The sequence below is a fragment of the Sphingobium sp. Z007 genome (assembly GCF_900013425.1).
Taxonomy (GTDB): Bacteria; Pseudomonadota; Alphaproteobacteria; order Sphingomonadales; family Sphingomonadaceae; genus Sphingobium.
This window is the reverse complement of record NZ_FBXK01000005.1, coordinates 315,946-336,138: the sequence shown is the minus strand read 5'-3', so window position 1 is coordinate 336,138 and position 20,193 is coordinate 315,946. Positions and strand designations below refer to the sequence as shown.

At 65.2% G+C, this 20,193-nt stretch carries 20 protein-coding genes; 9 read left to right on the top strand and 11 right to left on the bottom strand.

The features are described 5' to 3' along the window. Positions 1–4: 4 nt before the first annotated feature. Positions 5–901 (bottom strand): 2-dehydro-3-deoxygalactonokinase, encoded by an 897-nt coding sequence (locus tag CEQ44_RS09555; RefSeq protein ID WP_088183101.1) that lies wholly within the window; start codon positions 899–901, stop codon positions 5–7. A gap of 154 nt (positions 902–1,055) precedes the next feature. On the opposite strand from CEQ44_RS09555, the gene CEQ44_RS09550 reads away from it, so the two are divergent. The 4 genes from CEQ44_RS09550 (at position 1,056) to CEQ44_RS09535 (ending at position 6,209) form a co-directional block, all read left to right on the top strand. Next, positions 1,056–2,858, top strand: a complete 1,803-nt coding sequence (locus CEQ44_RS09550; protein WP_088183102.1) for an IlvD/Edd family dehydratase — start codon at positions 1,056–1,058, stop codon at positions 2,856–2,858. Between the two features lie 101 nt (positions 2,859–2,959). Further along, the gene (locus CEQ44_RS09545; RefSeq protein WP_088183103.1) at positions 2,960–4,537 is read left to right on the top strand and encodes an aldehyde dehydrogenase (NADP(+)); all 1,578 of its coding nucleotides are present in this window, start codon (positions 2,960–2,962) and stop codon (positions 4,535–4,537) included. Further along, positions 4,534–5,457, top strand: a complete 924-nt coding sequence (locus tag CEQ44_RS09540; protein WP_088183104.1) for a Gfo/Idh/MocA family protein — start codon at positions 4,534–4,536, stop codon at positions 5,455–5,457. The genes CEQ44_RS09545 and CEQ44_RS09540 overlap by 4 nt, the downstream gene beginning before the upstream one ends. A 17-nt stretch (positions 5,458–5,474) precedes the next feature. Continuing rightward, a complete protein-coding gene (locus CEQ44_RS09535) occupies positions 5,475–6,209 on the top strand; it encodes a FadR/GntR family transcriptional regulator (RefSeq protein ID WP_088183105.1) in 735 nt (244 codons plus the stop codon). 112 nt (positions 6,210–6,321) lie between these two features. Here the strand turns inward: CEQ44_RS09535 and CEQ44_RS09530 are convergent, their stop codons facing one another. Genes CEQ44_RS09530 through CEQ44_RS09515 form a run of 4 tightly spaced genes read right to left on the bottom strand, consistent with a single transcriptional unit; the run spans position 6,322 to position 8,154 of the window. Beyond that, on the bottom strand, positions 6,322–7,011 hold the full coding sequence (locus tag CEQ44_RS09530; protein WP_088183106.1) for an aspartate/glutamate racemase family protein: 690 nt from the start codon (positions 7,009–7,011) through the stop codon (positions 6,322–6,324). Between the two features lie 36 nt (positions 7,012–7,047). Continuing rightward, complete coding sequence (locus CEQ44_RS09525) at positions 7,048–7,701, bottom strand: NAD(P)(+) transhydrogenase (Re/Si-specific) subunit beta (protein ID WP_088183107.1); 654 nt, start codon at positions 7,699–7,701, stop codon at positions 7,048–7,050. Then, positions 7,698–7,994: a hypothetical protein gene (locus tag CEQ44_RS09520; protein ID WP_088183108.1), complete on the bottom strand. Its 297-nt coding sequence runs from the start codon at positions 7,992–7,994 to the stop codon at positions 7,698–7,700. The genes CEQ44_RS09525 and CEQ44_RS09520 overlap by 4 nt, the downstream gene beginning before the upstream one ends. Before the next feature lie 37 nt (positions 7,995–8,031). Then, entirely contained in the window at positions 8,032–8,154 is a 123-nt protein-coding gene (locus CEQ44_RS09515; protein WP_088183109.1) for an aa3-type cytochrome c oxidase subunit IV, read from the bottom strand. A 154-nt stretch (positions 8,155–8,308) separates the two neighbouring features. Here CEQ44_RS09515 and CEQ44_RS09510 point away from each other — a divergent pair, with 154 nt between their 5' ends. Both CEQ44_RS09510 and CEQ44_RS09505 read left to right on the top strand, forming a co-directional pair. After that, entirely contained in the window at positions 8,309–9,751 is a 1,443-nt protein-coding gene (locus CEQ44_RS09510; RefSeq protein ID WP_088190087.1) for a sigma-54 dependent transcriptional regulator, read from the top strand. Positions 9,752–9,830: 79 nt separating this feature from the next. Continuing rightward, on the top strand, positions 9,831–10,454 hold the full coding sequence (locus CEQ44_RS09505) for a hypothetical protein (RefSeq protein ID WP_088183133.1): 624 nt from the start codon (positions 9,831–9,833) through the stop codon (positions 10,452–10,454). 84 nt (positions 10,455–10,538) lie between these two features. On the opposite strand, the gene folP is transcribed toward CEQ44_RS09505, so the two are convergent. After that, positions 10,539–11,663, bottom strand: a complete 1,125-nt coding sequence (gene folP, locus CEQ44_RS09500) for a dihydropteroate synthase (RefSeq protein WP_088183110.1) — start codon at positions 11,661–11,663, stop codon at positions 10,539–10,541. Between the two features lie 126 nt (positions 11,664–11,789). Beyond that, positions 11,790–12,932, bottom strand: coding sequence for a site-specific DNA-methyltransferase (locus tag CEQ44_RS09495; RefSeq protein ID WP_088183111.1), 1,143 nt, complete (start codon positions 12,930–12,932; stop codon positions 11,790–11,792). Between the two features lie 291 nt (positions 12,933–13,223). Between CEQ44_RS09495 and CEQ44_RS09490 the strand changes: the two genes are divergently transcribed. Together CEQ44_RS09490 and CEQ44_RS09485 are read left to right on the top strand one after the other, a co-directional pair. After that, positions 13,224–13,562 (top strand): helix-turn-helix transcriptional regulator, encoded by a 339-nt coding sequence (locus tag CEQ44_RS09490; protein WP_088183112.1) that lies wholly within the window; start codon positions 13,224–13,226, stop codon positions 13,560–13,562. A gap of 300 nt (positions 13,563–13,862) precedes the next feature. Then, the gene (locus CEQ44_RS09485) at positions 13,863–15,185 is read left to right on the top strand and encodes an MFS transporter (RefSeq protein WP_088183113.1); all 1,323 of its coding nucleotides are present in this window, start codon (positions 13,863–13,865) and stop codon (positions 15,183–15,185) included. A gap of 22 nt (positions 15,186–15,207) precedes the next feature. On the opposite strand, the gene ahpF is transcribed toward CEQ44_RS09485, so the two are convergent. From ahpF to CEQ44_RS09470, 3 genes are all read right to left on the bottom strand, one after another. Continuing rightward, positions 15,208–16,788 carry an alkyl hydroperoxide reductase subunit F gene (gene ahpF, locus CEQ44_RS09480; protein WP_088183114.1) on the bottom strand — a complete coding sequence of 527 codons (1,581 nt, stop codon included), beginning with the start codon at positions 16,786–16,788 and terminating at the stop codon, positions 15,208–15,210. Positions 16,789–16,919: 131 nt separating this feature from the next. Further along, positions 16,920–17,483 (bottom strand): alkyl hydroperoxide reductase subunit C, encoded by a 564-nt coding sequence (ahpC, locus tag CEQ44_RS09475; RefSeq protein WP_088183115.1) that lies wholly within the window; start codon positions 17,481–17,483, stop codon positions 16,920–16,922. A gap of 147 nt (positions 17,484–17,630) precedes the next feature. Beyond that, positions 17,631–18,248 (bottom strand): TetR family transcriptional regulator C-terminal domain-containing protein, encoded by a 618-nt coding sequence (locus tag CEQ44_RS09470; protein WP_088183134.1) that lies wholly within the window; start codon positions 18,246–18,248, stop codon positions 17,631–17,633. A 145-nt stretch (positions 18,249–18,393) separates the two neighbouring features. Between CEQ44_RS09470 and CEQ44_RS09465 the strand changes: the two genes are divergently transcribed. After that, positions 18,394–18,861: a hypothetical protein gene (locus CEQ44_RS09465; protein ID WP_088183116.1), complete on the top strand. Its 468-nt coding sequence runs from the start codon at positions 18,394–18,396 to the stop codon at positions 18,859–18,861. A 429-nt stretch (positions 18,862–19,290) separates the two neighbouring features. Here the strand turns inward: CEQ44_RS09465 and CEQ44_RS09460 are convergent, their stop codons facing one another. After that, complete coding sequence (locus tag CEQ44_RS09460) at positions 19,291–19,971, bottom strand: L,D-transpeptidase family protein (protein WP_088183135.1); 681 nt, start codon at positions 19,969–19,971, stop codon at positions 19,291–19,293. Positions 19,972–20,193: the final 222 nt, after the last annotated feature.

The window sequence follows — 20,193 nt, the reverse complement described above, 5'->3', positions numbered from 1 at the left end:
TTACTCAAATCTCCGTCAGGCCAAGGCCGGCGAGCGCGCAGGCGTCGCCATCCAGCATGTGCGTCGCCACGCCCCGTCTGTCCAGCGCCTGTGCATAGCGGGCGGACAGCCGGGAGTCGCCGATCAGGATGACGCTGTCGGTCGCGCCCAACATGCCGCGCATCTCTGCAACCTCGCAACCGATCAGCAGGCCGGACAGATAGCCCAAAGCCCAATCGGGCGAGCGCCCCTGGCGCAGGCGCATGGCGCGCGCTGCGAACAACGACTGCAACAGCTTCCCGTCGTCTGCGCGGTCCAGCCCCTCGGCAAAGCCCGTGGCTTCCTCGACCGGATTGGTTACCTCAACCTTCGGCCCCAGGGTTGACTGGTCGCGCAGCAGCGCGAACAATTCGCCGATGGGCATGGTGCGGAAGGCGGTGATGCGGCCATCCTCGACCAGCGACCATTTATTGTGGGTGCCAGGCAGGACGATCATGTGCCGACCCGTGCCCAGCGCCGGGTCGCGGGCAATCGCCCCGAAGATCTGGGTTTCCTCGCCGCGCATCACATCGGGGATGCCGTCCGCACTTTCGCAGGCCAGACCCGCCATGATGGCCACCGGAATCCCGCGCCAGTCGAAGCGCCTCGCCGCCTGCCGCCAGGTCGCCGCGTCGGCGGGACAGTCCGCATAGGGCGCCTCCACCCACCCATCGCGCGCGCCGGCCATGCCGCACAGGGTGATCGATTCGGGCGTGCCATCGGCCAGCCAGGGGGCGATCGTTTCGGCGAATGCGGCCTCCGCCGCACCGCCCACCGCGCCGATCCCCGGCCCGTCGCGCCGCGCCGCCACGGCGCTCTGTTCAACCCGGAAAAGCCGCAGCCGGCTCGTCCCCCAGTCGCCAATCACGGCATAGCCGCTCATCGGCACGCTTTGCCGCCTTCATTCATGGTAGCGCTCACATAATCCCGCTTCGGGTGCTTGAATTTCTATTTGTCTGAGTATATCAGGAGGCGGAGCGCGTCAACGCGCCATGCCCCATTTTTGCGTCAGTCATTTCTTGAATCAGGATGCCCCGATGAGCGATTCGCCCAAGACCTTTCCGAAGCTGCGCAGCCGCGCCTGGTTCGACAACCCGGACAATATCGATATGACGTCGCTCTATCTGGAGCGCTATCTGAACTTCGGCCTGAGCCTGGACGAACTGCGCAGCGGCAAGCCGATCATCGGCATCGCCCAGACCGGCAGCGACCTCAGCCCATGCAACCGCCACCATATCGTGCTGGCCGAACGCATGCGTGAAGGCATTCGCGAAATGGGCGGCATTGCGCTCGAATTTCCGGTCCATCCGATTCAGGAAACCGGCAAGCGGCCGACTGCGGGCCTGGACCGCAACCTCGCCTATCTGGGCCTGGTCGAGGCCATGTATGGCTATCCGCTGGACGGCGTGATCCTGACCACTGGCTGCGACAAGACGACGCCGGCGCTGCTGATGGCCGCCGCCACCGTCAACATTCCCGCCATAGCCCTGTCGGTCGGCCCGATGCTGAACGGCTGGTTCAAGGGCGAGCGTACCGGGTCGGGCACGATCGTGTGGAAGGGCCGCCAGTTGCTGGCCGCCGGCAAGATCGATGACGAAGGCTTTATCAAGCTCGTCGCCTCGTCCGCGCCCTCGACCGGCTATTGCAACACCATGGGCACGGCGACGACCATGAACTCGCTGGCCGAAGCGCTGGGCATGATGCTGCCCGGCTCCGCCGCGATTCCCGCCCCCTATCGCGATCGGCAGGAAGTCGCTTACCTGACCGGCAAGCGCATCGTCGAAATGGTCGCCGAGGATCTCAAGCCCTCCGACATTCTGACGCTGGACGCCTTCCACAACGCCATCGTCGTCAATTCGGCGATCGGCGGATCGACCAATGCGCCGATCCATCTGTCCGCCATCGCCCGCCATATGGGCGTCGAACTGCCGCTCAAGGATTGGGAGACGGTCGGTCACAAGGTGCCGCTGATGGTGAACCTCCAGCCCGCCGGCGAATATCTGGGCGAGGATTATTATCGCGCCGGCGGCGTCCCCGCCGTCGTCAGCCAGTTGATCGACCAGGGCCTGATCCGCGAAGGCGCAATGACCGTCAATGGCAAGACCATGGGCGAAAATTGCAAGGGCGTGGAGATTGAGGATGAAAAGGTCATCCGCCCGTTCGACCAGCCGCTGGTCACGGACGCGGGCTTCCTCGTCCTGACGGGCAATCTGTTCGACGCCGCCGTCATGAAAACCAGCGTCATCAGCGCCGAGTTCCGCGATCGTTATCTGTCCAACCCGGACGATCCCGACGCCTTTGAAGGCCCGGCCGTCGTGTTCGACGGACCGGAGGATTATCATCACCGCATCGACGATCCGGCGACCGGCATCACCGCCAACACGCTGTTGTTCATGCGTGGGGCTGGCCCGATCGGCTATCCCGGCGCGGCCGAGGTTGTGAACATGCGGCCGCCTTCCTATCTCATCACCGAAGGCGTTTCGGCCCTCCCCTGCATCGGCGATGGTCGCCAGTCCGGCACGAGCGGAAGCCCTTCCATCCTCAACGCCTCGCCCGAAGCGGCGGCAATGGGCGGCCTGGCGCTACTGGAAACCGGCGACCGGGTCCGCATGGATTTGAAAGCGGGCACGGTGAACGTCCTGATTTCCGACGAGGAACTGGCCGAACGCCGGGCCAAGCTGGAGGCGGCGGGCGGCTTCCAATATCCCGCGTCGCAGACCCCCTGGCAGGAAATCCAGCGGTCGGTCGTCGGCCAGTTGAATACCGGCGCGATCCTGGAAGGCGCGGAAAAATATCAGCGCATCGCCCAGACCATGGGCCTGCCACGCGACAATCACTGACGGTTCCGCAGCGACAAGCTGCGGCCCGATCCCACGGTAAAAACTGGACCCCGGCCTGTACCGGGGAACAGCCCAACCTATTGCATTTCAGGAGAACGAGCATGTTCAACGGATCCATCCTTATCGGCGCGAGCGAGCGCACCGGCGGCGCGCCTTTCTACGCCATCGATCCCACCACCGGCGCCAAGGGCGACGTGGCCTTTTCCAACGCATCGACCGCCGACGTCGCGGACGCCACTGCGCTGGCCGATGCCGCGTTCGAAACCTTCTCCACCCTAACCCCTGACGCGCGCGCGACCTTCCTGGAAACCGCAGCCGACCAGATCATGGCGATCGGCGATCTGCTCATCACCACCGCAATGAGCGAATCGGGCCTGCCCCGTGGTCGTCTGGAGGGCGAACGCGGCCGCACCGTCGGCCAGTTGCGCCTGTTCGCCAGCTATGTCCGCCAGGGCGACTGGCTCGACGCCACCATCGACAAGGCGCTCCCCGACCGGACGCCCCTGCCCCGCAGCGACCTGCGCCGCGTCAACCAGGCGATTGGCCCGGTCGCCGTGTTCGGCGCGTCCAACTTCCCGCTCGCCTTCTCGGTCGCGGGCGGTGACACCGCGTCGGCCTTCGCCGCCGGTTGCCCGGTCGTGGTGAAGGGCCATCCCGCCCATCCCGGCACCGGCGAACTGGTCGCCCGCGCGATCATCGCGGCGGTCGCGGCGTGCGGCCTGCCCGAAGGCGTCTTCTCCTACCTGCCCGGCACCACCAATGATCTGGGCGGCGCGCTGGTCGCCGATCCGCGCATCAAGGCGGTAGGCTTCACCGGATCGCGCGGCGGCGGCATTGCACTGATGCAGATTGCGGCCAAGCGCGCCGAGCCGATCCCGGTCTATTCGGAAATGTCGAGCATCAACCCGGTCGTCCTGCTGCCCGGCGCGCTCGCGGCTCGTGCAGAAGCCTTGGGCACAGCGTTTGTCGGCTCCATGTCGCTGTTCGCCGGCCAGTTCTGCACCAACCCCGGCCTGGTGATCGCACTTGACGGCCCCGATCTCGACACCTTCATCGCGTCGGCCGCCAACGCCCTGTCAGCCAATACGGCGCAGGTCATGCTGACGCCGGGCATCCACGCCGCCTATGAAAAGGGCGTCGAAGCGCTGGCCAGCGCCGATGGCGTCACCACCATCGCCCGCGGCACCGAAGCGGAAGGCGCCAACCGCGGCCAGTCGGCCTTCTTCGCCACCGCGTCCGACCAGTTCCGCGCCAACCCGGCGCTGGCGCATGAAGTGTTCGGCGCATCCTCGATCCTGGTGAAGTGCGCGACGATCGAAGATATGGTCGCCACCATCGCCGATCTGGAAGGCCAGCTCACCGCGACGCTCCAAATGGAAGCCAGCGATGCGGACCATGCCGCCAAGCTGTTGCCCACGCTGTCCCGCAAGGTCGGCCGCGTTCTCGCCAATGGCTGGCCCACCGGCGTCGAAGTGACGCATGCCATGGTCCATGGCGGCCCCTTCCCGTCCACCTCGGACGGCCGCTCGACCTCGGTCGGGACACTGGCGATGATGCGCTTCCTGCGCCCGGTCTGCTATCAGGACGTACCTGACGCGCTGTTGCCTGCCGCGTTGCAGGACGCCAATCCCTGGGGCCTCATCCGCCGCAACGAAGGCAAGCTGGAAATCGCCGCATGACGATTCGGGCAGGTCTGGTAGGGCTCGGCAAGATCGCGCGCGATCAGCACCTGCCCGCCATTGCAAAGATCGACGGCATCGACCTGGTCGCCGTCGCCAGCCGCAACGCGCAGGGGGAAGGGGTGGACAACTACCCCGACCTCGGCGCGATGCTGGCGGGCGAGAGCGACCTCGACGCCGTCATCCTGTGCCAGCCGCCGCAGGTTCGCTATCATGCGGCCCGGCAGGCGTTGCTGGCGGGCAAGCATGTGTTCCTGGAAAAACCGCCCGGCGCGACCGTGTCCGAAGTGGAGGCGCTGACGGCGCTGGCCAAGGCGCAGGGTGTAACGCTCTACGCCAGCTGGCACAGCCGCTACGCCGCCGCCGTGGCGCAGGCCAAAGCCTGGATCGCAGAGCGCAAGGTGGAGCGGATCGACATTCAGTGGCGCGAGGATGTGCGTCACTGGCATCCGGGCCAACCCTGGATCTGGGAAGCGGGCGGCTTCGGCGTGTTCGATCCGGGCATCAATGCCCTCTCGATCCTCACCGAGATCATCGCCGAACCGATCACCGTCCTGTCGGCCGAACTGGAGGTGCCCTCCAACAAGCAGGCGCCGATCGGCGCGGCGCTTCAGATGGCGACCGCGTCGGGGGCGGCGATCGACACCGTGTTCGACTGGCGCCAGACCGGCCCGCAGACCTGGGACATTGCGGTCGAGACCAATAACGGCAGCCTCCTGCTGTCAGAAGGCGGCAACACGCTGCGCCTGGACGGCGAAGTGCAGCTGAAAGCCCTGGATGAGGAATATCCGTCCATGTATCGCCGCTTTGTCGATCTGGTGGCGGACAAGGTGATCGATGCCGACACCGCGCCGCTGCGCCTGGTGGCGGACGCCTTTCTTTGCGGACGGCATTGCCCTACGGCAGCATTTGAGGACTGACATATAGGAGCGGGGATTTGGGTAGCGGGCGCAAGATCGGATCGGAGGAGAGCGTGCTGCGCATCCATCAGACGATCGCCCGCGACCTTGGCACCGCCATCCTTACGGGCAAGCACCGCCCAGGCGAATTGTTCGAGGGCGAGATCGAGGCGTCCGAGCGCCTGGGCGTTTCCCGCACCGCCTATCGCGAGGCGGTGCGCATCCTGATCGCCAAGGGCATGCTGGAAAGCCGCCCAAAGGCCGGCACCCGCGTCCTGCCGCGCAGCCGCTGGAACGTGCTGGACCCCGAAATGCTCGCCTGGATGTTTGCAGGCGAACCGGACGCCAGCTTCATCCGCGACCTGTTCGAACTGCGCGGCGTGATCGAACCGGCGGCGGCCGAATTCGCCGCCCGCCGCCGGACCGACGATCAGCTGGCGACGATGGAAACGGCGCTGGCGGAGATGGGGCGCTTTGGCCTGTCGACGCCCGACGGGCGCGCGGCGGACCAGCGGTTCCACCACGCCATTCTGGCCGCGACGCATAATGACGCGCTGGAGGCGCTGGCCAGTTCGGTTGGGGCGGCGGTCAGCTGGACCACAACCTTCAAACATCGCAAGAAATTGCTGCCCCGCGACCCCCTGCCCGACCATCGCGCCGTGTTCCAGGCGATCGCCGCCCGCGACACGGCGGCCGCCCGCGCGACGATGGCGGAGCTGCTGCGGTTGGCGCTGGCCGACATGGATATCGCGCTGGCGGAGCCGGGTGGGTAAATAGATTACGGTGTTCCCGCGCAGGCGGGAACCCAGTCCAGCGCTTGCGTTCATCAGCTAGCTTAGGACTGGACTCCCGCCTCCGCGGGAGCACGGCAGTTATGGGAAACACTCACGCCAGGATAAACTCCACCCCCGCCTTAGCGTGAATGCTGGTACAATCGTAAATCGGCAGGACATTGGCCTTCACGTCCACGATCAGCTCCAGCTCGGTGCAGGCCAGCACCACCGCTTGCACATCCTCCTTCGCGATGTCGGTCAGTTCCGACTTCATATAGCGTTCGGACTCTTTGCTGACCTTCCCCACGGTCAGCTCGTCATAGACGATGCGATCGATCCGCTCGGCCAGTTCCATATCGGCCGGCAGCAGCGATATGCCGTGGCCGACCAGGCGCTGGCGATAGAATTTTTCTGTCATCACATTGCGCGTGCCGATCAGCGCGGCTCTTTCGACGCCGTCCGCCTTCATCGTCTTGCCCACAATGTCGGCGATATGCAGGATGGGGATGCCGACCGCGGCCTGCACCCGGTCGTAAACGCGGTGCATGCTATTGGCGCAGATCAGCAGCGCGCCCGCGCCGCCCTGCTCCAGCCGCTGCGCCGCGCCGATCAACTGGGCCGACGCGCAGTCCCAGTCATTTTCCGTGGCGCACCGCGCGACTTCTGCAAAATCGAGGCTTTCGATCAGCAGCGGCGCGCTATGCTGGCCGCCCAGCGCGCGGTGGACCGACTGGTTGATGATCGCATAATAGCGCGCGGTGGAGGTCCAGCTAAGACCGCCGATCAGGCCGAGTTTGTGCATATAGGTCTCCGCTGCGGGAATGATTTGTGCCTAGGGTTAGGGTAAGCCCGCCCCGGGGGGCAAGGCTCTTGATGCAATCCTGCTCGCGCGCCAGGCAAAGCGTAGCCCCGCGACGCCCGCCATGCCGCCCGCCATCACCATCACGCTGTTCCCGATCGCAAAGCCCAGCGCCGCCGCCGTCCAACCCGCGCCGCTGCTTAGTAAAGGTAGCGCGCCGAGCCATCGCCCGAACCCCAGGGCAAGCGCGCCCGCCAGCGTCGTCGCGCCCAAACCAAAGCCGACCGCCAGCAGCGCGCTATCATCGGCGGTCAGGCCGAAGGCGCTAGGATTGCGCCACAAGGTCGCCGCCATGGCCATCGCCGCCACCCCCAGCAGGCCATGCCCCGCGACCATCAGCCAGGGCAGGGCCGCCACCGCGCTGCGCCGCGCCAGCAGAAGCCCGATGCTGCCGCCGATCACGACCGCGCTGACCATTTCCGGCAGGTTGACGACATCATGGCTATAGACTGCCGTCGCCGCCCCGGTCGCGATGCCCGCCATCGCCCAGCGATTGCCGTGGCGGCCGCTGCGCAGCCACAATCCCAGGAACAGCAATAGGGCGGAGAGGAGATAGGCACCCGCCACCACCGGTGACGGATCGATGCCGTCCAGTTGCGCGCCCAGCCAAGCCGCGCCGACAGGGGGGATCATGCGTCCAACCCGTCATCGCTGTCACCATCCGGCGACACGTGGCGTTCCGGCACGCCCAAAAGCAGGACGCTCGCGGCGCTGGCGCATAATAGAGCGATCAGGGCGATGTAGCGCGCCGTCGCGCTGCCCGCCTCGGCCGCGGCGATCAGCGCGCCGACGAGCAGGATGGCGGCCGCGCCGCCAACACCGGACTGCCAAGCCGACCGTTTGGAGTCAGCCCGCGGCCGGGCGATCACATAGCCGCCAGCGCAGCCCAGCAGGAACAGAGGCAACAACGCCAGCGCGCCCGTCATGCGCGCGCGCTTTGCGTCACGTCCTGCGGCAAGCGGCTCAGGCGATCAGCAGCACCACCAGCGCGGCGACCGCGACGCTGACGATCGTGCCCCATTTGACGAAGCCGACGAAACTTCCATAAGTCTGGTTAGCAGCCTTCATATTGCTGTCCGACGCCATATCCTGTCCCCTTGTCTCAAGCGATTGTCGCCCACCTCTTATCGTCAAGCCTGCCCGCCCTCAACCCGCCGCCTTGAAGAAAATTCGTCGCGGTTAAGCCCGCCTTTACCCCCTGCGCTTACCATGGCCTTCGGGTTGCATATGAGGGGTTTTGATGGCGCGCGACGGCGTACCGATGCTGATGCTGATCGACGACGAACCGGCGCAGCGACGTCTGGTATCGGCGCTGGGGGCGCGTGCGGGATGGCGCACCATCTTCGCCGCCGACGGCGAAACCGCCATTGCGACGCTGGGCACGCAGGACGGGATGCAGCTTGACGCCATCATCCTCGACCAATGGAGCCCGGACTATGAACCGTCCGGCCTGATCCGCGAGATTCGCAGCCGCCGGCCGGCCTTGCCGATCCTGATCCTGACCGCGCATAACAATGTCGCCATCGCGGTTGAAGCGATGCGCGCGGGCGCCACCGATTATCTGTCCAAGCCGATCGCGCCAGAACGGCTGCTGGCCGCGTTGAACGCCACGCTGGCCGAAGGCGCGGCCGCGGGTGAACTCCGCCCCCTCACCGAAAAGATTACCGCGCCCCTCTCCTTCGAGGATGTGGTCGGTTCCGCCCCGCAATTCCGCGCTGCGCTGGCCATCGCCGCCAAGGCGGCCCGCGCCCGCGTGCCGGTGCTGATCGAGGGCGAAAGCGGCGTCGGCAAGGATGTCATCGCAAGAGCCATCCACGCCGCCTCCCCCCGGCACAAACAGGCGATGGTCACGGTCAATTGCGGCGCCATTCCCACCAATCTGGTCGAATCCGAACTGTTCGGCCATGAACGCGGCGCCTTCACCGGCGCGTTCGACCGTCATGTCGGCAAATTCGCCAGCGCTGACATGGGCACGCTCTTCCTCGATGAAGTCAGCGAAATGCCGCTCGACGCGCAGGTCAAACTGTTGCGCGTGCTACAGGACGGCGAAGTCCAGCCGATCGGCGCGCGCCGCCCGGTCCATGTCGATGTCCGCGTCATCGCCGCCACCAACAAGCGACTGATCGAAGAGGTGGAGGCCGGTAATTTCCGCGAGGATCTCTATTACCGCCTCAACGTCGTCCAGTTGACCGTCCCCCCCTTGCGCGAGCGCATGGGTGATATTCCCGCGCTCTGCCGCCACCTGCTCGCCCGCATCGCCACCCAGCCGGGCTTGCGCGGCCTGGGCGTCACCGACGATGCGCTGGCGCTGCTGATGCAACATGGCTGGCCGGGCAATGTCCGCCAGCTTCAAAATGCCCTCTTCCGCGCCGCCGTGCTGTGCGAGGGCGACGCCCTGACGCCACAGGACTTCCCGCAGATCGCGTCGCAGATTCAGGCCGGGGCCAGCATATTGTCGCTGCGCCCGCGCGCCGCCAGCCAGCCGCATCGGGACGGCGCAGGCATCACCCTGTTCGAAGGCGACGGCCATGTGCGGCAACTGGCGGAGATCGAGGCCGACGTCATCCGCCTCGCCATCGGCCATTATCGCGGGCGCATGACGGAGGTCGCCCGGCGGCTCGGCATCGGTCGATCGACCCTCTACCGCAAGCTGGCCGAACTGGGCATCGACAGCGCGGCTTGAACCGCCACGATAACCGGATGATCGAGATGCTGGGCCTGCGCCGTTGAATTATCCGCGCGCCTATGCTTTGGGTCGTCCCATGAAACATGCCGCTCTTCTTCCTTGCCTTCCCCTGCTCCTGCTCGCCGCCTGCGGCCGGTCCGAACCGGTCGCCGACATGCCGACCCAGGAGGAGCTTGCCGCCGCCGCCAACGCCGCGGCGGCCACCGCGCTCGCCAATGCCGCGGCGGAGGACACGGACAGCCGCAATTATGTGAACCAGGCGCGCGGCTTTTCCATCACCTTCCCCGAAGGCTGGACCATGGACAAGGCGGCCAGCACCGCCGACGGCGCGGTCTATCAGGACCCTGGCGCGGGGGCGGACGTGCGCGTCTTCTGGCAGAAGAATGACAATGACCAGACGCTCCAGCAAATCGTGGAATCGGTCAACGACAGCGCCGAAGGCGTGGACGGCGATTTCGTCGGCGAGAATGAATATCGCGGCACAGCCAATGACGGCGAAGGCAATAATGTCGCCATCCGGCTGCTCAAACAGCCCGACGGCGCGATCGTGACCGCAACCTTCGTCTATCCCGAAATGCTGAGCGAACAATATCAGGGTATCGCCGAACAGACCCTTGCCAGCCTGCGCAGCTTCGCGGCTAAGAGCGGGACGACGGCTGCGCCTGCGGCCGTCCCCGCGCCGGCAGCTAACGCGGACTGATTCTGCGCCGCTTCTGTCCAATCGTCATTGCGAGCGGAGCGAAGCAATGACGAGCAAAGTCAACGTGAAGTCATGGGCCTCTAGCTAAACCGCGCTCAGCCCCGCATCCGCCAGCCCGCGCCACAGGTGCAGCGCCTGCACGCTTTCGCGGACATCATGCACCCGCACCATCTGCGCGCCCAGTTGCGCCGCGCGGAAGGCGAGCGCGACCGATCCGCCCAGCCGATCGGCCGCGGGCGCTTCGTTCGACAGTGCGCCGATCAGCCGCTTGCGGCTTCCCGCAAACAGCAGCGGCACGCCGAGCGCCTGGAAGGTCGCCAGGCCATTCACCAGCGCCAGATTGTCGGCCAGGCTCTTGCCGAAGCCCAGTCCCGGATCGACCATGATCCGGTCGCGCGCGATCCCCGCGGCCTCGCAGGCCGCGATCCGCGCCTCCAGATGGTCGAACACGTCGGCGACCACATCGCCATAGCCCGCCGGATTGTCATGCGGGTCATCGCCTGCCGATGGCGCGTGCATCAGGATCACCGGGCAACCCGCGCGCGCCACCACCTCCAGGCTGCGCGGGTCATGCGCCAGAGCGCTGACATCGTTGACGATTGCGGCGCCCGCCGCCAGCGCCGCCTCCATCACCGCCGCCTTGCGCGTGTCGACCGATACCGGCACGCCTGCCGCCGCCAGCCGCTCGATCACCGGAGCGATGCGGGCGATCTCGTCGCCTTCCCACACTTTGGCAGCGCGCGGCCGGGTCGATTCGCCGCCCACGTCGATCAGCGCAGCCCCCGCCGCCGCCATCGCGAAACCCGCGTCGGCCGCCGCCTGCGGATCGCCGACATGCTTGCCGCCGTCGGAGAAGCTGTCGGGCGTGACATTCAATATCGCCATCACCTGCGGAGCGTCGAAGCGGATGGTGCGATCGCCCAGTGCCAGCGGCGCGCGCTGGATCGAGATATGCGCCGCCAGCTGCTGCGCCCGCGCCGCCAGCGCATCAGGCAATCGGGCGATCGCAGCATCGAACCCGGCCACCGGCACCACGGCCCGCGCAATCCGCCGCGCGCCGTCGAGGGCGCTCAATTCATAGCCTTGGAACCAGATCAACCCATTGCCCATCCGCGCCGCCGATCCGTCCGGCAAGCCGATCGGCGTCGGCACGAACCAGGTGGGTTTCAGGTAGAGGCGGGCGTGGGGGGGGATGGTGGGCAATGACATATCAACTCCGTTCGCCCTGAGCCTGTCGAAGGGCTATGCTGAGCTTCGCCGACGGGGGCTGTTCCTTCTTGCAGAAAAGAAAAGGGCTTCGACAGGCTCAGCCCGAACGGAATTGGGCGGTGGGTTTCAAGGCTCGTTCGCCAGCAAATAGGTCTGCCGCAGCGTGTCGATCGGCTGCAACTTGCCCTCCATCTCGACATGCCAGAAGGTCCAGCCATTGCAGCTCGGCGCATTTTGCAACGTCGCGCCCATCTTGTGGATCGACCCGGTGTCCGTCCCCACCAGCAGCGATCCGTCCGCCCGCACCTCCGCCTGCCAGCGGCGCTTGGCATCGCGCAATAGCACGCCGGGCGTCAGATAACCCGTCTCGACCAGCGTGCCGAACGCCACCTTGGGCTGCTGACGCGCGGTCTGCATGATGGTCAGCGCGCTTTCGTCCAGCGGCAATGCCGCCTCGATCCGCTCCAGTGCAACCTCGATATAATCATCCTCACGCTCGATGCCGATCCATTTGCGGCCCAGCCGCTTGGCGACCGCACCGGTCGTGCCGGTGCCGAAAAAGGGATCGAGCACCACGTCGCCCGGCTTGGTGCAGGCCAGCATCACGCGATACAGCAGCGCCTCTGGCTTTTGCGTCGGATGCGCCTTGGTCCCGTTGCGCTTCAGCCGCTCCTGCCCGCCGCAGATCGGCAGCACCCAGTCGGAGCGCATTTGCAGTTCGTCGTTCAGCGTCTTCATCGCCTTGTAGTTGAACGTGTATTTGGCGTCTTCGCCCTGGCTCGCCCAGATCAAAGTCTCATGCGCATTGGTGAAGCGCGTGCCCTTGAAATTGGGCATCGGATTGGACTTGCGCCAGATGATATCGTTGAGAATCCAGAAGCCTTCGTCCTGGAGCGCCGTGCCGACGCGGAAGATATTATGATAGCTGCCGATCACCCAGATCGATCCGTTGGGCTTCAAGATGCGGCGCGCCTCGCGCAGCCAGGCCTTGGTGAAGCGGTCATAGCTGCCCAGCGTGTCGAACTTGTCCCAGTCATTGTCGACCGCATCCACGCGCCCGCCTTCGGGTCGGAACAGGTCGCCGCCCAATTGCAGATTATAGGGCGGATCGGCGAAGATCATATCGATGCAATTGTCGGGCAGCTTGGCCATTTCCGCAATGCAATCGCCGCGCAGCAGGGTGTCGGTGGCGATGTTAGCCGCCTCGACCACGACCGGCCGTGCCGCTTTCTTCCGCCGCGGCGCCGCGACGCGCTCCATCACACCCATATGCAAAAGCCCCCGAAATCGTTCTGATGCCCAGCGATGAGTCCTCGGGAGTCCGCCGTCAAGATCAGCAGCTTATCGCAGGGCGCTCAGGAAATGGTTAACGCGACCGGGAACGAAGGGTGACCCACAAGATATAGAGTCGCGGGACTCGCCGCAGACTCCATATCGGGCGGTGTGACGCAAAAGACTCTATACCCCGCCCCGCCGAACTTTTTTTGGTTAACGCCGGGTCAGAGTAGTTATGCGTTCAAAAACTTGACCCATTCATAACCTGATGATTATGGATTACCCATGACGATTGATTCACGAAGCGCAGAGCGCAACGCCGCCACCGATGCCCTGTTCAAGGCGCTGTCCGACGGCACCCGCCGCGCCCTGCTCGAAGCGCTGGTGCGCGATGGTGAACAGAATGTGCAGGCGCTGACCCAGCAATCGGGCGTATCGCAACCGATGGTGTCGCGCCACATGGCCAAGCTCAAACGGGCCGGCCTCGTGACCGCTCGCCGGACAGGGCGCGAAACCTGGTACGCCGCGCGGGTGAAGGGACTGGCGCCGGTGATCGGGTGGATGGCCGTGCATGGCGCGCTCTGGTCGCAGCGTTTTTCGGCGCTGGAGGGGTTGGGCGAGTGATGGGTGGGATGGCCGCCACGGGCAGAAGCCGCTACCGATCGTTGTCATCCAGAGAAGGCTGGGATCTCGCTTCTTGAACGAAGCGTTTGACAGAAAAGAAGGATGTCAGCCTCCGCTGGCATGACGGTGGGGAAAGCAGACGGTCCGCAATCCACCCTTCGTTGCCTTTTCAGACTTGGCCAAGGGGACGGATTATCACGCCATGCGTTCACCGCCCATAATCCCTATTCGCACATCCCCCTTTTCACGGGTCAAGGATCGGGGCAGCTATAATCGCTCGGCAGCAGGGAAGGCGCATCGATGCAGGCAGATCTTTTGGCCAATCCCATATCCACCCGGCCGCTGCCGACCCGATCGTTGGTGGTCGCGGCGCTGTCCACCATCGTCGAATGGTATGATTTCACCCTCTATCTCTATTTCGCCACGGTACTGTCGCGGACCTTTTTCGGTGGGGGAGCGGTGGGATTGGGGGATGCGTTGGCGGGCTTTGCGCTCGCCTATTTGATGCGGCCCGTCGGCGCGGTGGTCTTCGGCCATATCGGGGATCGCTATGGGCGGCGAGTAACGATGCTGCTGTCGATGGGGATGATGACCGCGGCGATGCTGGCGACCGCGATGCTGCCGACGCATGCGCAGGTGGGACCGCTGGCGGGGTGGCTGATGATCGGGTTGCGCTGCGTCATGGCCTTCTCCGTGGGCGGAGAATATACCGGCGTCGTCGCCTATCTTCTTGAAGGGGCGCGGGCCGAGCGGCGCGGGTTCGTGACGTCGCTGGCGTCTGCGGCGAGCGAGGTCGGCGCGCTGCTGGCGGCGGGGGTGTCTGCGATCACGGTCGCGTCGCTGGATGCGCAGAGCCTGACCGACTGGGGCTGGCGCATTCCTTTTCTGGTGGGGGCGGCGCTGGCGGGCGTGATCCTGCTGGCGCGGTCCACGATGGCGGAATCGCCCGATTTCCTGCGGCAGCAGGCGCAATCGACCACGCCGAGCAATCCGCTCGCCCACAGCCTGCGCCATCACAAGGCGGCGATCGGCCGGGGCTTTGCGATTTCGGCGCTGGGATCGATCACCTATTATGTCGGCATTACCTATGTGCCCAGTTTCCTGTCGGCCATGGGGACGACGGGAGAGGCGGACGCGCTGTGGCTATCCACGCTCGCCGCGTTGGCGGTGATATTGGTCACGCCGCTGGTGGGAGGGCTGACCGACCGGGTCGGGCGGCGGCCGGTGCTGGTGGCGCTGGCGCTGGCGGGGATGGTGTTGCCAATGGCGATGTTCCTGCTGATGCAGGGCGGGTTTGGCGTAGCGCTGGCGGGCGCGGTGGTGCTGGCTTGCCTGGGCGGGGCGGTGAGCGCGGTCGGCGCAGTCGCCACGGCCGAGCAGTTTCCCGGCGAAGGGCGCTTGAGCGGTCTCGCCTTCGGCGCGACCAGCGCGACGGCCCTGTTCGGCGGATTGACGCCGTGGCTGGCGCACTGGCTGATCGAACGTAGCGGCTGGGCGCCTGCGCCGGGCGCGATGATCGCGCTGGTGGCGCTGTGCGTGCTGCCGGTGTTGGTGATGTTGCCAGAGACGGCGCCACGGTTACACAAAAAGGCCGACCCGTCGCCGGATCGGCCTTTGGCGTAAAACCCCGCTCAGGGTTATCGGGTCATGCGGCCTGCGCCGCTTCCTCCGCCGCGGGCAGGCGAATGAGATAGTCGAAGGCGGACAAGCCCGCCGTCGATCCCGCGCCCATCGCGATCACGATCTGCTTGTAGGGAACCGTGGTGCAGTCGCCCGCCGCGAAGATGCCCGGTTGGCTGGTTTCGCCGCGCGCGTCGATCTCGATCTCGCCGCGCGGCGACAGGGCGATCGCGTCCTTCAACCATTCGGTGTTGGGCACCAGGCCGATCTGGACGAAGATGCCCTCCAGTTCGACATCATGCTCGATACCGCTATTGCGGTCCTTGTAGGACAGGCCCGTCACCCGTTCGCCATTGCCGTTCACCTTGGTCGTGAGCGCCGAGGTGATGATCTTGACGTTGGGCAGGCTGGCAAGCTTGCGCTGCAACACCGCGTCGGCGCGCAGCTGGCTGTCATATTCGATCAGCGTCACATGGGCGACGATGCCGGCCAGGTCGATGGCCGCTTCAACGCCGCTATTGCCGCCGCCGATCACCGCCACGCGCTTGCCCTTGTAGAGCGGACCATCGCAATGCGGGCAATAGGCCACGCCCTTGTTGCGATATTCGTCCTCGCCGGGCACGCCCATCTGCCGCCAGCGGGCGCCGGTGGAGAGGATGACGGTGCGCCCCTTGAGCGATGCGCCGTTTTCCAGCACGACTTCATGATAGCCACCCTCGGTCTTGGCCGGGATCAGCTTCGCCGCCTTTTGCAGGTTCATGATCTCGACATCATAATCCTTTACATGGGCTTCCAGCGCCGACGCGAGCTTTGGCCCTTCGGTGCGCGATACCGAGATGAAATTCTCGATATCCATGGTGTCGAGCACTTGGCCGCCGAAGCGTTCGGCCGCGACGCCAGTGCGGATGCCCTTGCGCGCCGCATAGATGGCGGCCGCCGCGCCGGCGGGGCCGCCGCCGACGATCAGCACTTCGAACGGGTCTTGCGCTTTGATCTTCTCGGCCGCGCGGATGGCTGCGCCACTGTCAATCTTCGCGACGATCTGCTCCAGTTCCATGCGGCCCGAACCGAAGGGTTCGCCGTTCAGGAAGATGGTGGGGACGGCCATCACCTTGCGGCTGTCCACCTCCTCCTTGAACAGCGCGCCGTCGATGGCGACATGGCTGATCCGGGGGTTGAGGACGCTCATCAGGTTGAGCGCCTGCACCACGTCGGGGCAATTCTGGCAGGAGAGCGAGAAATAGGTTTCGAAGGCGAAGTCGCCGTCGATATCCTTAACCTGCTGGATCAGGTCCTGCGCCGCCTTCGACGGATGGCCGCCGACTTGCAGCAAGGCGAGCACCAGCGAGGTGAATTCATGGCCCATGGGCAGGCCGGCGAAACGCACGCCGATGTCGGTGCCCACGCGGCGGATCATGAAGCTGGGGACGCGCTTGTCTGCGCCCTCAACCACGGACACCTTGTCCGAAAGGGCGGCGATTTCATTGAGCAGGTCGCCCAGTTCCTTCGATTTGGCGTCGTCGCCCAGCGAGGCGACCAGTTCGATCGGCTCGCGGATGTTGACCAGATAGGCCTTGAGCTGTTGCGTCAGGGTTGCGTCGAGCATGGGGAAAACTCCTCAAAGCGGTTTCCGGCGGAAACCGCGACTGAATCGAAAACTGTAGATACAAATATGGCCCGGAGCGGAGGAGAGGTTCCACTCCGGGCCACTGTGCGACCCGCTAGGGGACCGGTTATTTAGATCTTGCCGACCAGGTCGAGCGACGGGGCCAGCGTGGCTTCGCCTTCTTCCCACTTGGCGGGGCAGACTTCACCGGGATGCGCGGCGACATATTGCGCGGCCTTGACCTTGCGCAGCAGTTCGGTCGCATTGCGGCCGACGCCTTCCGAGGTGATTTCCATGAACTGGATCACGCCTTCGGGATCGACAAGGAAGGTCGCGCGGTCGGCCAGGCCCACGCCCGGACGCATCACGTCGAAATTGTTGGTGATCGTGCCCGACTGGTCACCCAGCATATAATAGTTGATCTTGCCGATCGCAGGCGACGTGTCATGCCAGGCCTTGTGGCTGAAATGCGTATCGGTGGACACCGAATAGACTTCCACGCCCATCGTCTGCAGGGTCGGATAGATGTCCGCCAGGTCTTCCAGTTCGGTCGGGCAGACGAAGGTGAAGTCGGCCGGATAGAAGAAGAAGACCGCCCACTTGCCCTTCACGTCAGCGTCGGTCACGTCGACGAACTTGCCTTCCTTATAGGCAGTCGCGGAGAACGGCTTGATGGTGGTGTTGATGAGAGCCATGAGCTGTTCGAATCCTCAAAATGATTGTTGCAGTTGCGAACACCCATGTAGGGATGCGGTATGGCCAAGGGAAATTGGTTTTCTGAGATGACGTGAGTGAGAAAAGCGATCACAGCCCGTCGGATTGATCGATCGCTTTGTCCGTATTCATGCGCCGGCCAACAGCTGCATCATTGCTTCCTCCACCATCGCCTGCGCCTCTTGTGGCGAGAAGGTCGATCGGTCGAGGCAGAGTTCGAGCCAGAGACCATCGACCAGAGCGGTCAGGCTGATCGCGGCGACGCGTATGCGCGCGTCGCTCATCGCAGGAGCGGCGGCGCGCAGCAGCGTTTCCAGTTGCGCCCGCGCGCCGCCATAGACTTCGGCGTGGACCGCGGCGATCTGGGTGTCGGATTTAACCAGGCTCCAAAAAGCGATCCAGGTGGCGAGCAGGTCGGGATCGAGCACCGGCGGCAGGAAATTGGCCTGGAGGCAGGCGCGCAGCCGGTCGCGCGGATCGTCGCCTGCGGCCTCCACCGCGGCATCGAGCGCGGCGGACACTTTTCCGCCGACTTCGGCATAGGTGGCCAGAATCAACGCGTCGACGCCGTCGAAATAATGGGTCAGCAGCCCCGACGATACGCCGGCATAGGCGCAGATCGCGCGGACCGACGTGCCGCCTGCGCCCTTTCCGGCGAGGCAACGGGCCGTCGCTTCGATCAGAGCCTGACGCCGTACATCCGCCGTTTCCCGGACAAATCGCGCCCTGGGTTGCGCCTTGCCCATGGTCTTGTCCCGCTCGTCTTTCACGTCCAGTCCCCCCGCTTCATCCTTTGCGCTCTGACGGTACGGCTGGCAAGATGGCGTCTCAAGCGAGGGATCGAACCGGCGGGCCGGTGGGTTCTCGTTGCGACATGAAGGAGACTGACGAATGATGCGCGCCCTTTCACCCTTGCTGCTACTGCCCCTGATGCTGGCGGGCTGCGCCAAGAGCGACGACAATGTGGCGGTCGCGAACAATATGGCCAGTGGCGCCAACGTCGCCGCGGTCGAGACGATCGAGGACATGGACGCGGTGCCGGCGAACGCCCAGGCGGCCGATGCGCGGTTGCCGACCGATGATTGGGTCGGGCGCTGGACCGGGCCGGAGGGGCTGTTCCTCGAAATCCAGCCTTCGCCGGACGGGAAGCCCGGCCATTATGCGCTGACCAACAAGGATACGCTCGACCGGCAGGGCGATTATAGCGGCGTCGCCGAGGGCACAACGATCCGTTTCGTGCGCGACGGCAAGGATCTGGCGATCCGGCCTGGCAATGGCGACGAGACGGGGTTCAAATATCTGGCGGGCAAGCAGGACTGCCTGATCGTGATCGCCGGGCAGGAGGGCTATTGCCGATAGGTGGAAAGAGCCACCCCTATCTTGTCTTGGCGGGAGAGGCGACATGGGTGGTTAGGCAAAGGTCAGCTTTGCGCGAGACTTCATGTGAAAGGCGACATAAAAATCCCGTCACCCCAGCGAAGGCTGGGGTCTGAGGCGACGATGCAATGCGGTTGAGTAAGTGCCCAGCCGAACCGCCCCGCACCTCCGCACGAGACCCCAGCGGCGTTACTTCGCCGGTGCGACCTTCGATTTCAGGAACCGCCCCGCACCTCCGCACGAGACCCCAGCCTTCGCTGGGGTGACGGTAACGGGGCATCCGCTTGTCGATCATGCAACCCGCCTGCTGAGCGTCCGCTTCTGGTCGCTCCAAGACATTCCGGCCAATTTATACCACGCCAAAAGCCGGCACCCCGTTCGTCGGATCATCGATAAGAGAAAGAGCGCGCGCTACCGACGATCCCAACCCCCGAAAATCGCAGGGTCGATTTCCAGCCTCGGCACCCCATCCCCGCCTTCACGCGCCGGCGGCAACGCCATCCGCTCGCTCCGCGCCTCCCCGAACATCACCACCTTGCTCCCCGGATCGCCCAGCACCAGTGCGTCATATTGCAGCGCCGCAGTCAGCCGCGCCTGCGTTACCTCCACCAATGTCCCCATCTTCGTCAGCGCGAACAGGTCGCGGGCGAAGGCATAGGGCAGACGGATACAGCCATGGCTGGCGGGATAGCCCGGATTATGCCCGGCATGGAGCGCGATCCCGTCCCAGGTGAGCCGCTGCATATAGGGCATGGGCGCATTGCTGTAGAGGTTGGAGCGGTGCCATTGCCGCTTCTGTAGGATCGGATAATCGCCGGTCGGGGTGCGATGCCCCTTCATGCCCGTCGATACGCTCGCCAGCCCGATCAGCTGGTCGCCGCTATAGACATGGATCATCTGCTTTTCGATGCTGATGACCATATAGATGGGCCCATCCCATGGCCCCTGCCCCAGCCAGCGATAGCCGCCCGGCGCCAATCGTTCCGGGCCGTCCTGCACCTGCGCAACAATCGGCACGGCGATTGGCGCGCACGCCAGCACCCCGGCCAGGGCGCAGGCGCGCAATGGAAAAGAGAGCCGAAACACGGACATAAAGGCTTTCTTAACCATGATATCCGCCAATGCCAGCCCGACGTTGCAGGCGGACCATCGCCGGTCCCATCGCGGGACGCATCGAACCTGCCTATTGATGATTATGATGCACTTATCGCGACGATATGTTCTGTGCAGGCATCAATGTGAAAAGCGCGTGCAATTGTCGCAGTCGCTGTCTCACACCGCGCATCGCGATGCATCGCTGCGGCCCCTGCGAAA

Excerpts from the sequence above, each read along its gene's own strand:
- ahpF (WP_088183114.1), bottom strand. The coding sequence starts at position 16,788 with ATGCTCGACGCAACCCTGACGCAACAGCTCAAGGCCTATCTGGTCAAC.
- folP (WP_088183110.1), bottom strand. The coding sequence starts at position 11,663 with ATGTCATTGCCCACCATCCCCCCCCACGCCCGCCTCTACCTGAAACCC.
- CEQ44_RS09510 (WP_088190087.1), top strand. The coding sequence starts at position 8,309 with ATGGCGCGCGACGGCGTACCGATGCTGATGCTGATCGACGACGAACCG.
- CEQ44_RS09495 (WP_088183111.1), bottom strand. The coding sequence starts at position 12,932 with ATGGGTGTGATGGAGCGCGTCGCGGCGCCGCGGCGGAAGAAAGCGGCA.
- ahpC (WP_088183115.1), bottom strand. The coding sequence starts at position 17,483 with ATGGCTCTCATCAACACCACCATCAAGCCGTTCTCCGCGACTGCCTAT.
- CEQ44_RS09530 (WP_088183106.1), bottom strand. The coding sequence starts at position 7,011 with ATGCACAAACTCGGCCTGATCGGCGGTCTTAGCTGGACCTCCACCGCG.
- CEQ44_RS09460 (WP_088183135.1), bottom strand. The coding sequence starts at position 19,971 with ATGTCCGTGTTTCGGCTCTCTTTTCCATTGCGCGCCTGCGCCCTGGCC.
- CEQ44_RS09525 (WP_088183107.1), bottom strand. The coding sequence starts at position 7,701 with ATGATCCCCCCTGTCGGCGCGGCTTGGCTGGGCGCGCAACTGGACGGC.
- CEQ44_RS09485 (WP_088183113.1), top strand. The coding sequence starts at position 13,863 with ATGCAGGCAGATCTTTTGGCCAATCCCATATCCACCCGGCCGCTGCCG.
- CEQ44_RS09520 (WP_088183108.1), bottom strand. The coding sequence starts at position 7,994 with ATGACGGGCGCGCTGGCGTTGTTGCCTCTGTTCCTGCTGGGCTGCGCT.
- CEQ44_RS09505 (WP_088183133.1), top strand. The coding sequence starts at position 9,831 with ATGAAACATGCCGCTCTTCTTCCTTGCCTTCCCCTGCTCCTGCTCGCC.
- CEQ44_RS09515 (WP_088183109.1), bottom strand. The coding sequence starts at position 8,154 with ATGGCGTCGGACAGCAATATGAAGGCTGCTAACCAGACTTATGGAAGT.
- CEQ44_RS09545 (WP_088183103.1), top strand. The coding sequence starts at position 2,960 with ATGTTCAACGGATCCATCCTTATCGGCGCGAGCGAGCGCACCGGCGGC.
- CEQ44_RS09465 (WP_088183116.1), top strand. The coding sequence starts at position 18,394 with ATGATGCGCGCCCTTTCACCCTTGCTGCTACTGCCCCTGATGCTGGCG.
- CEQ44_RS09550 (WP_088183102.1), top strand. The coding sequence starts at position 1,056 with ATGAGCGATTCGCCCAAGACCTTTCCGAAGCTGCGCAGCCGCGCCTGG.
- CEQ44_RS09555 (WP_088183101.1), bottom strand. The coding sequence starts at position 901 with ATGAGCGGCTATGCCGTGATTGGCGACTGGGGGACGAGCCGGCTGCGG.
- CEQ44_RS09470 (WP_088183134.1), bottom strand. The coding sequence starts at position 18,248 with ATGGGCAAGGCGCAACCCAGGGCGCGATTTGTCCGGGAAACGGCGGAT.
- CEQ44_RS09490 (WP_088183112.1), top strand. The coding sequence starts at position 13,224 with ATGACGATTGATTCACGAAGCGCAGAGCGCAACGCCGCCACCGATGCC.
- CEQ44_RS09540 (WP_088183104.1), top strand. The coding sequence starts at position 4,534 with ATGACGATTCGGGCAGGTCTGGTAGGGCTCGGCAAGATCGCGCGCGAT.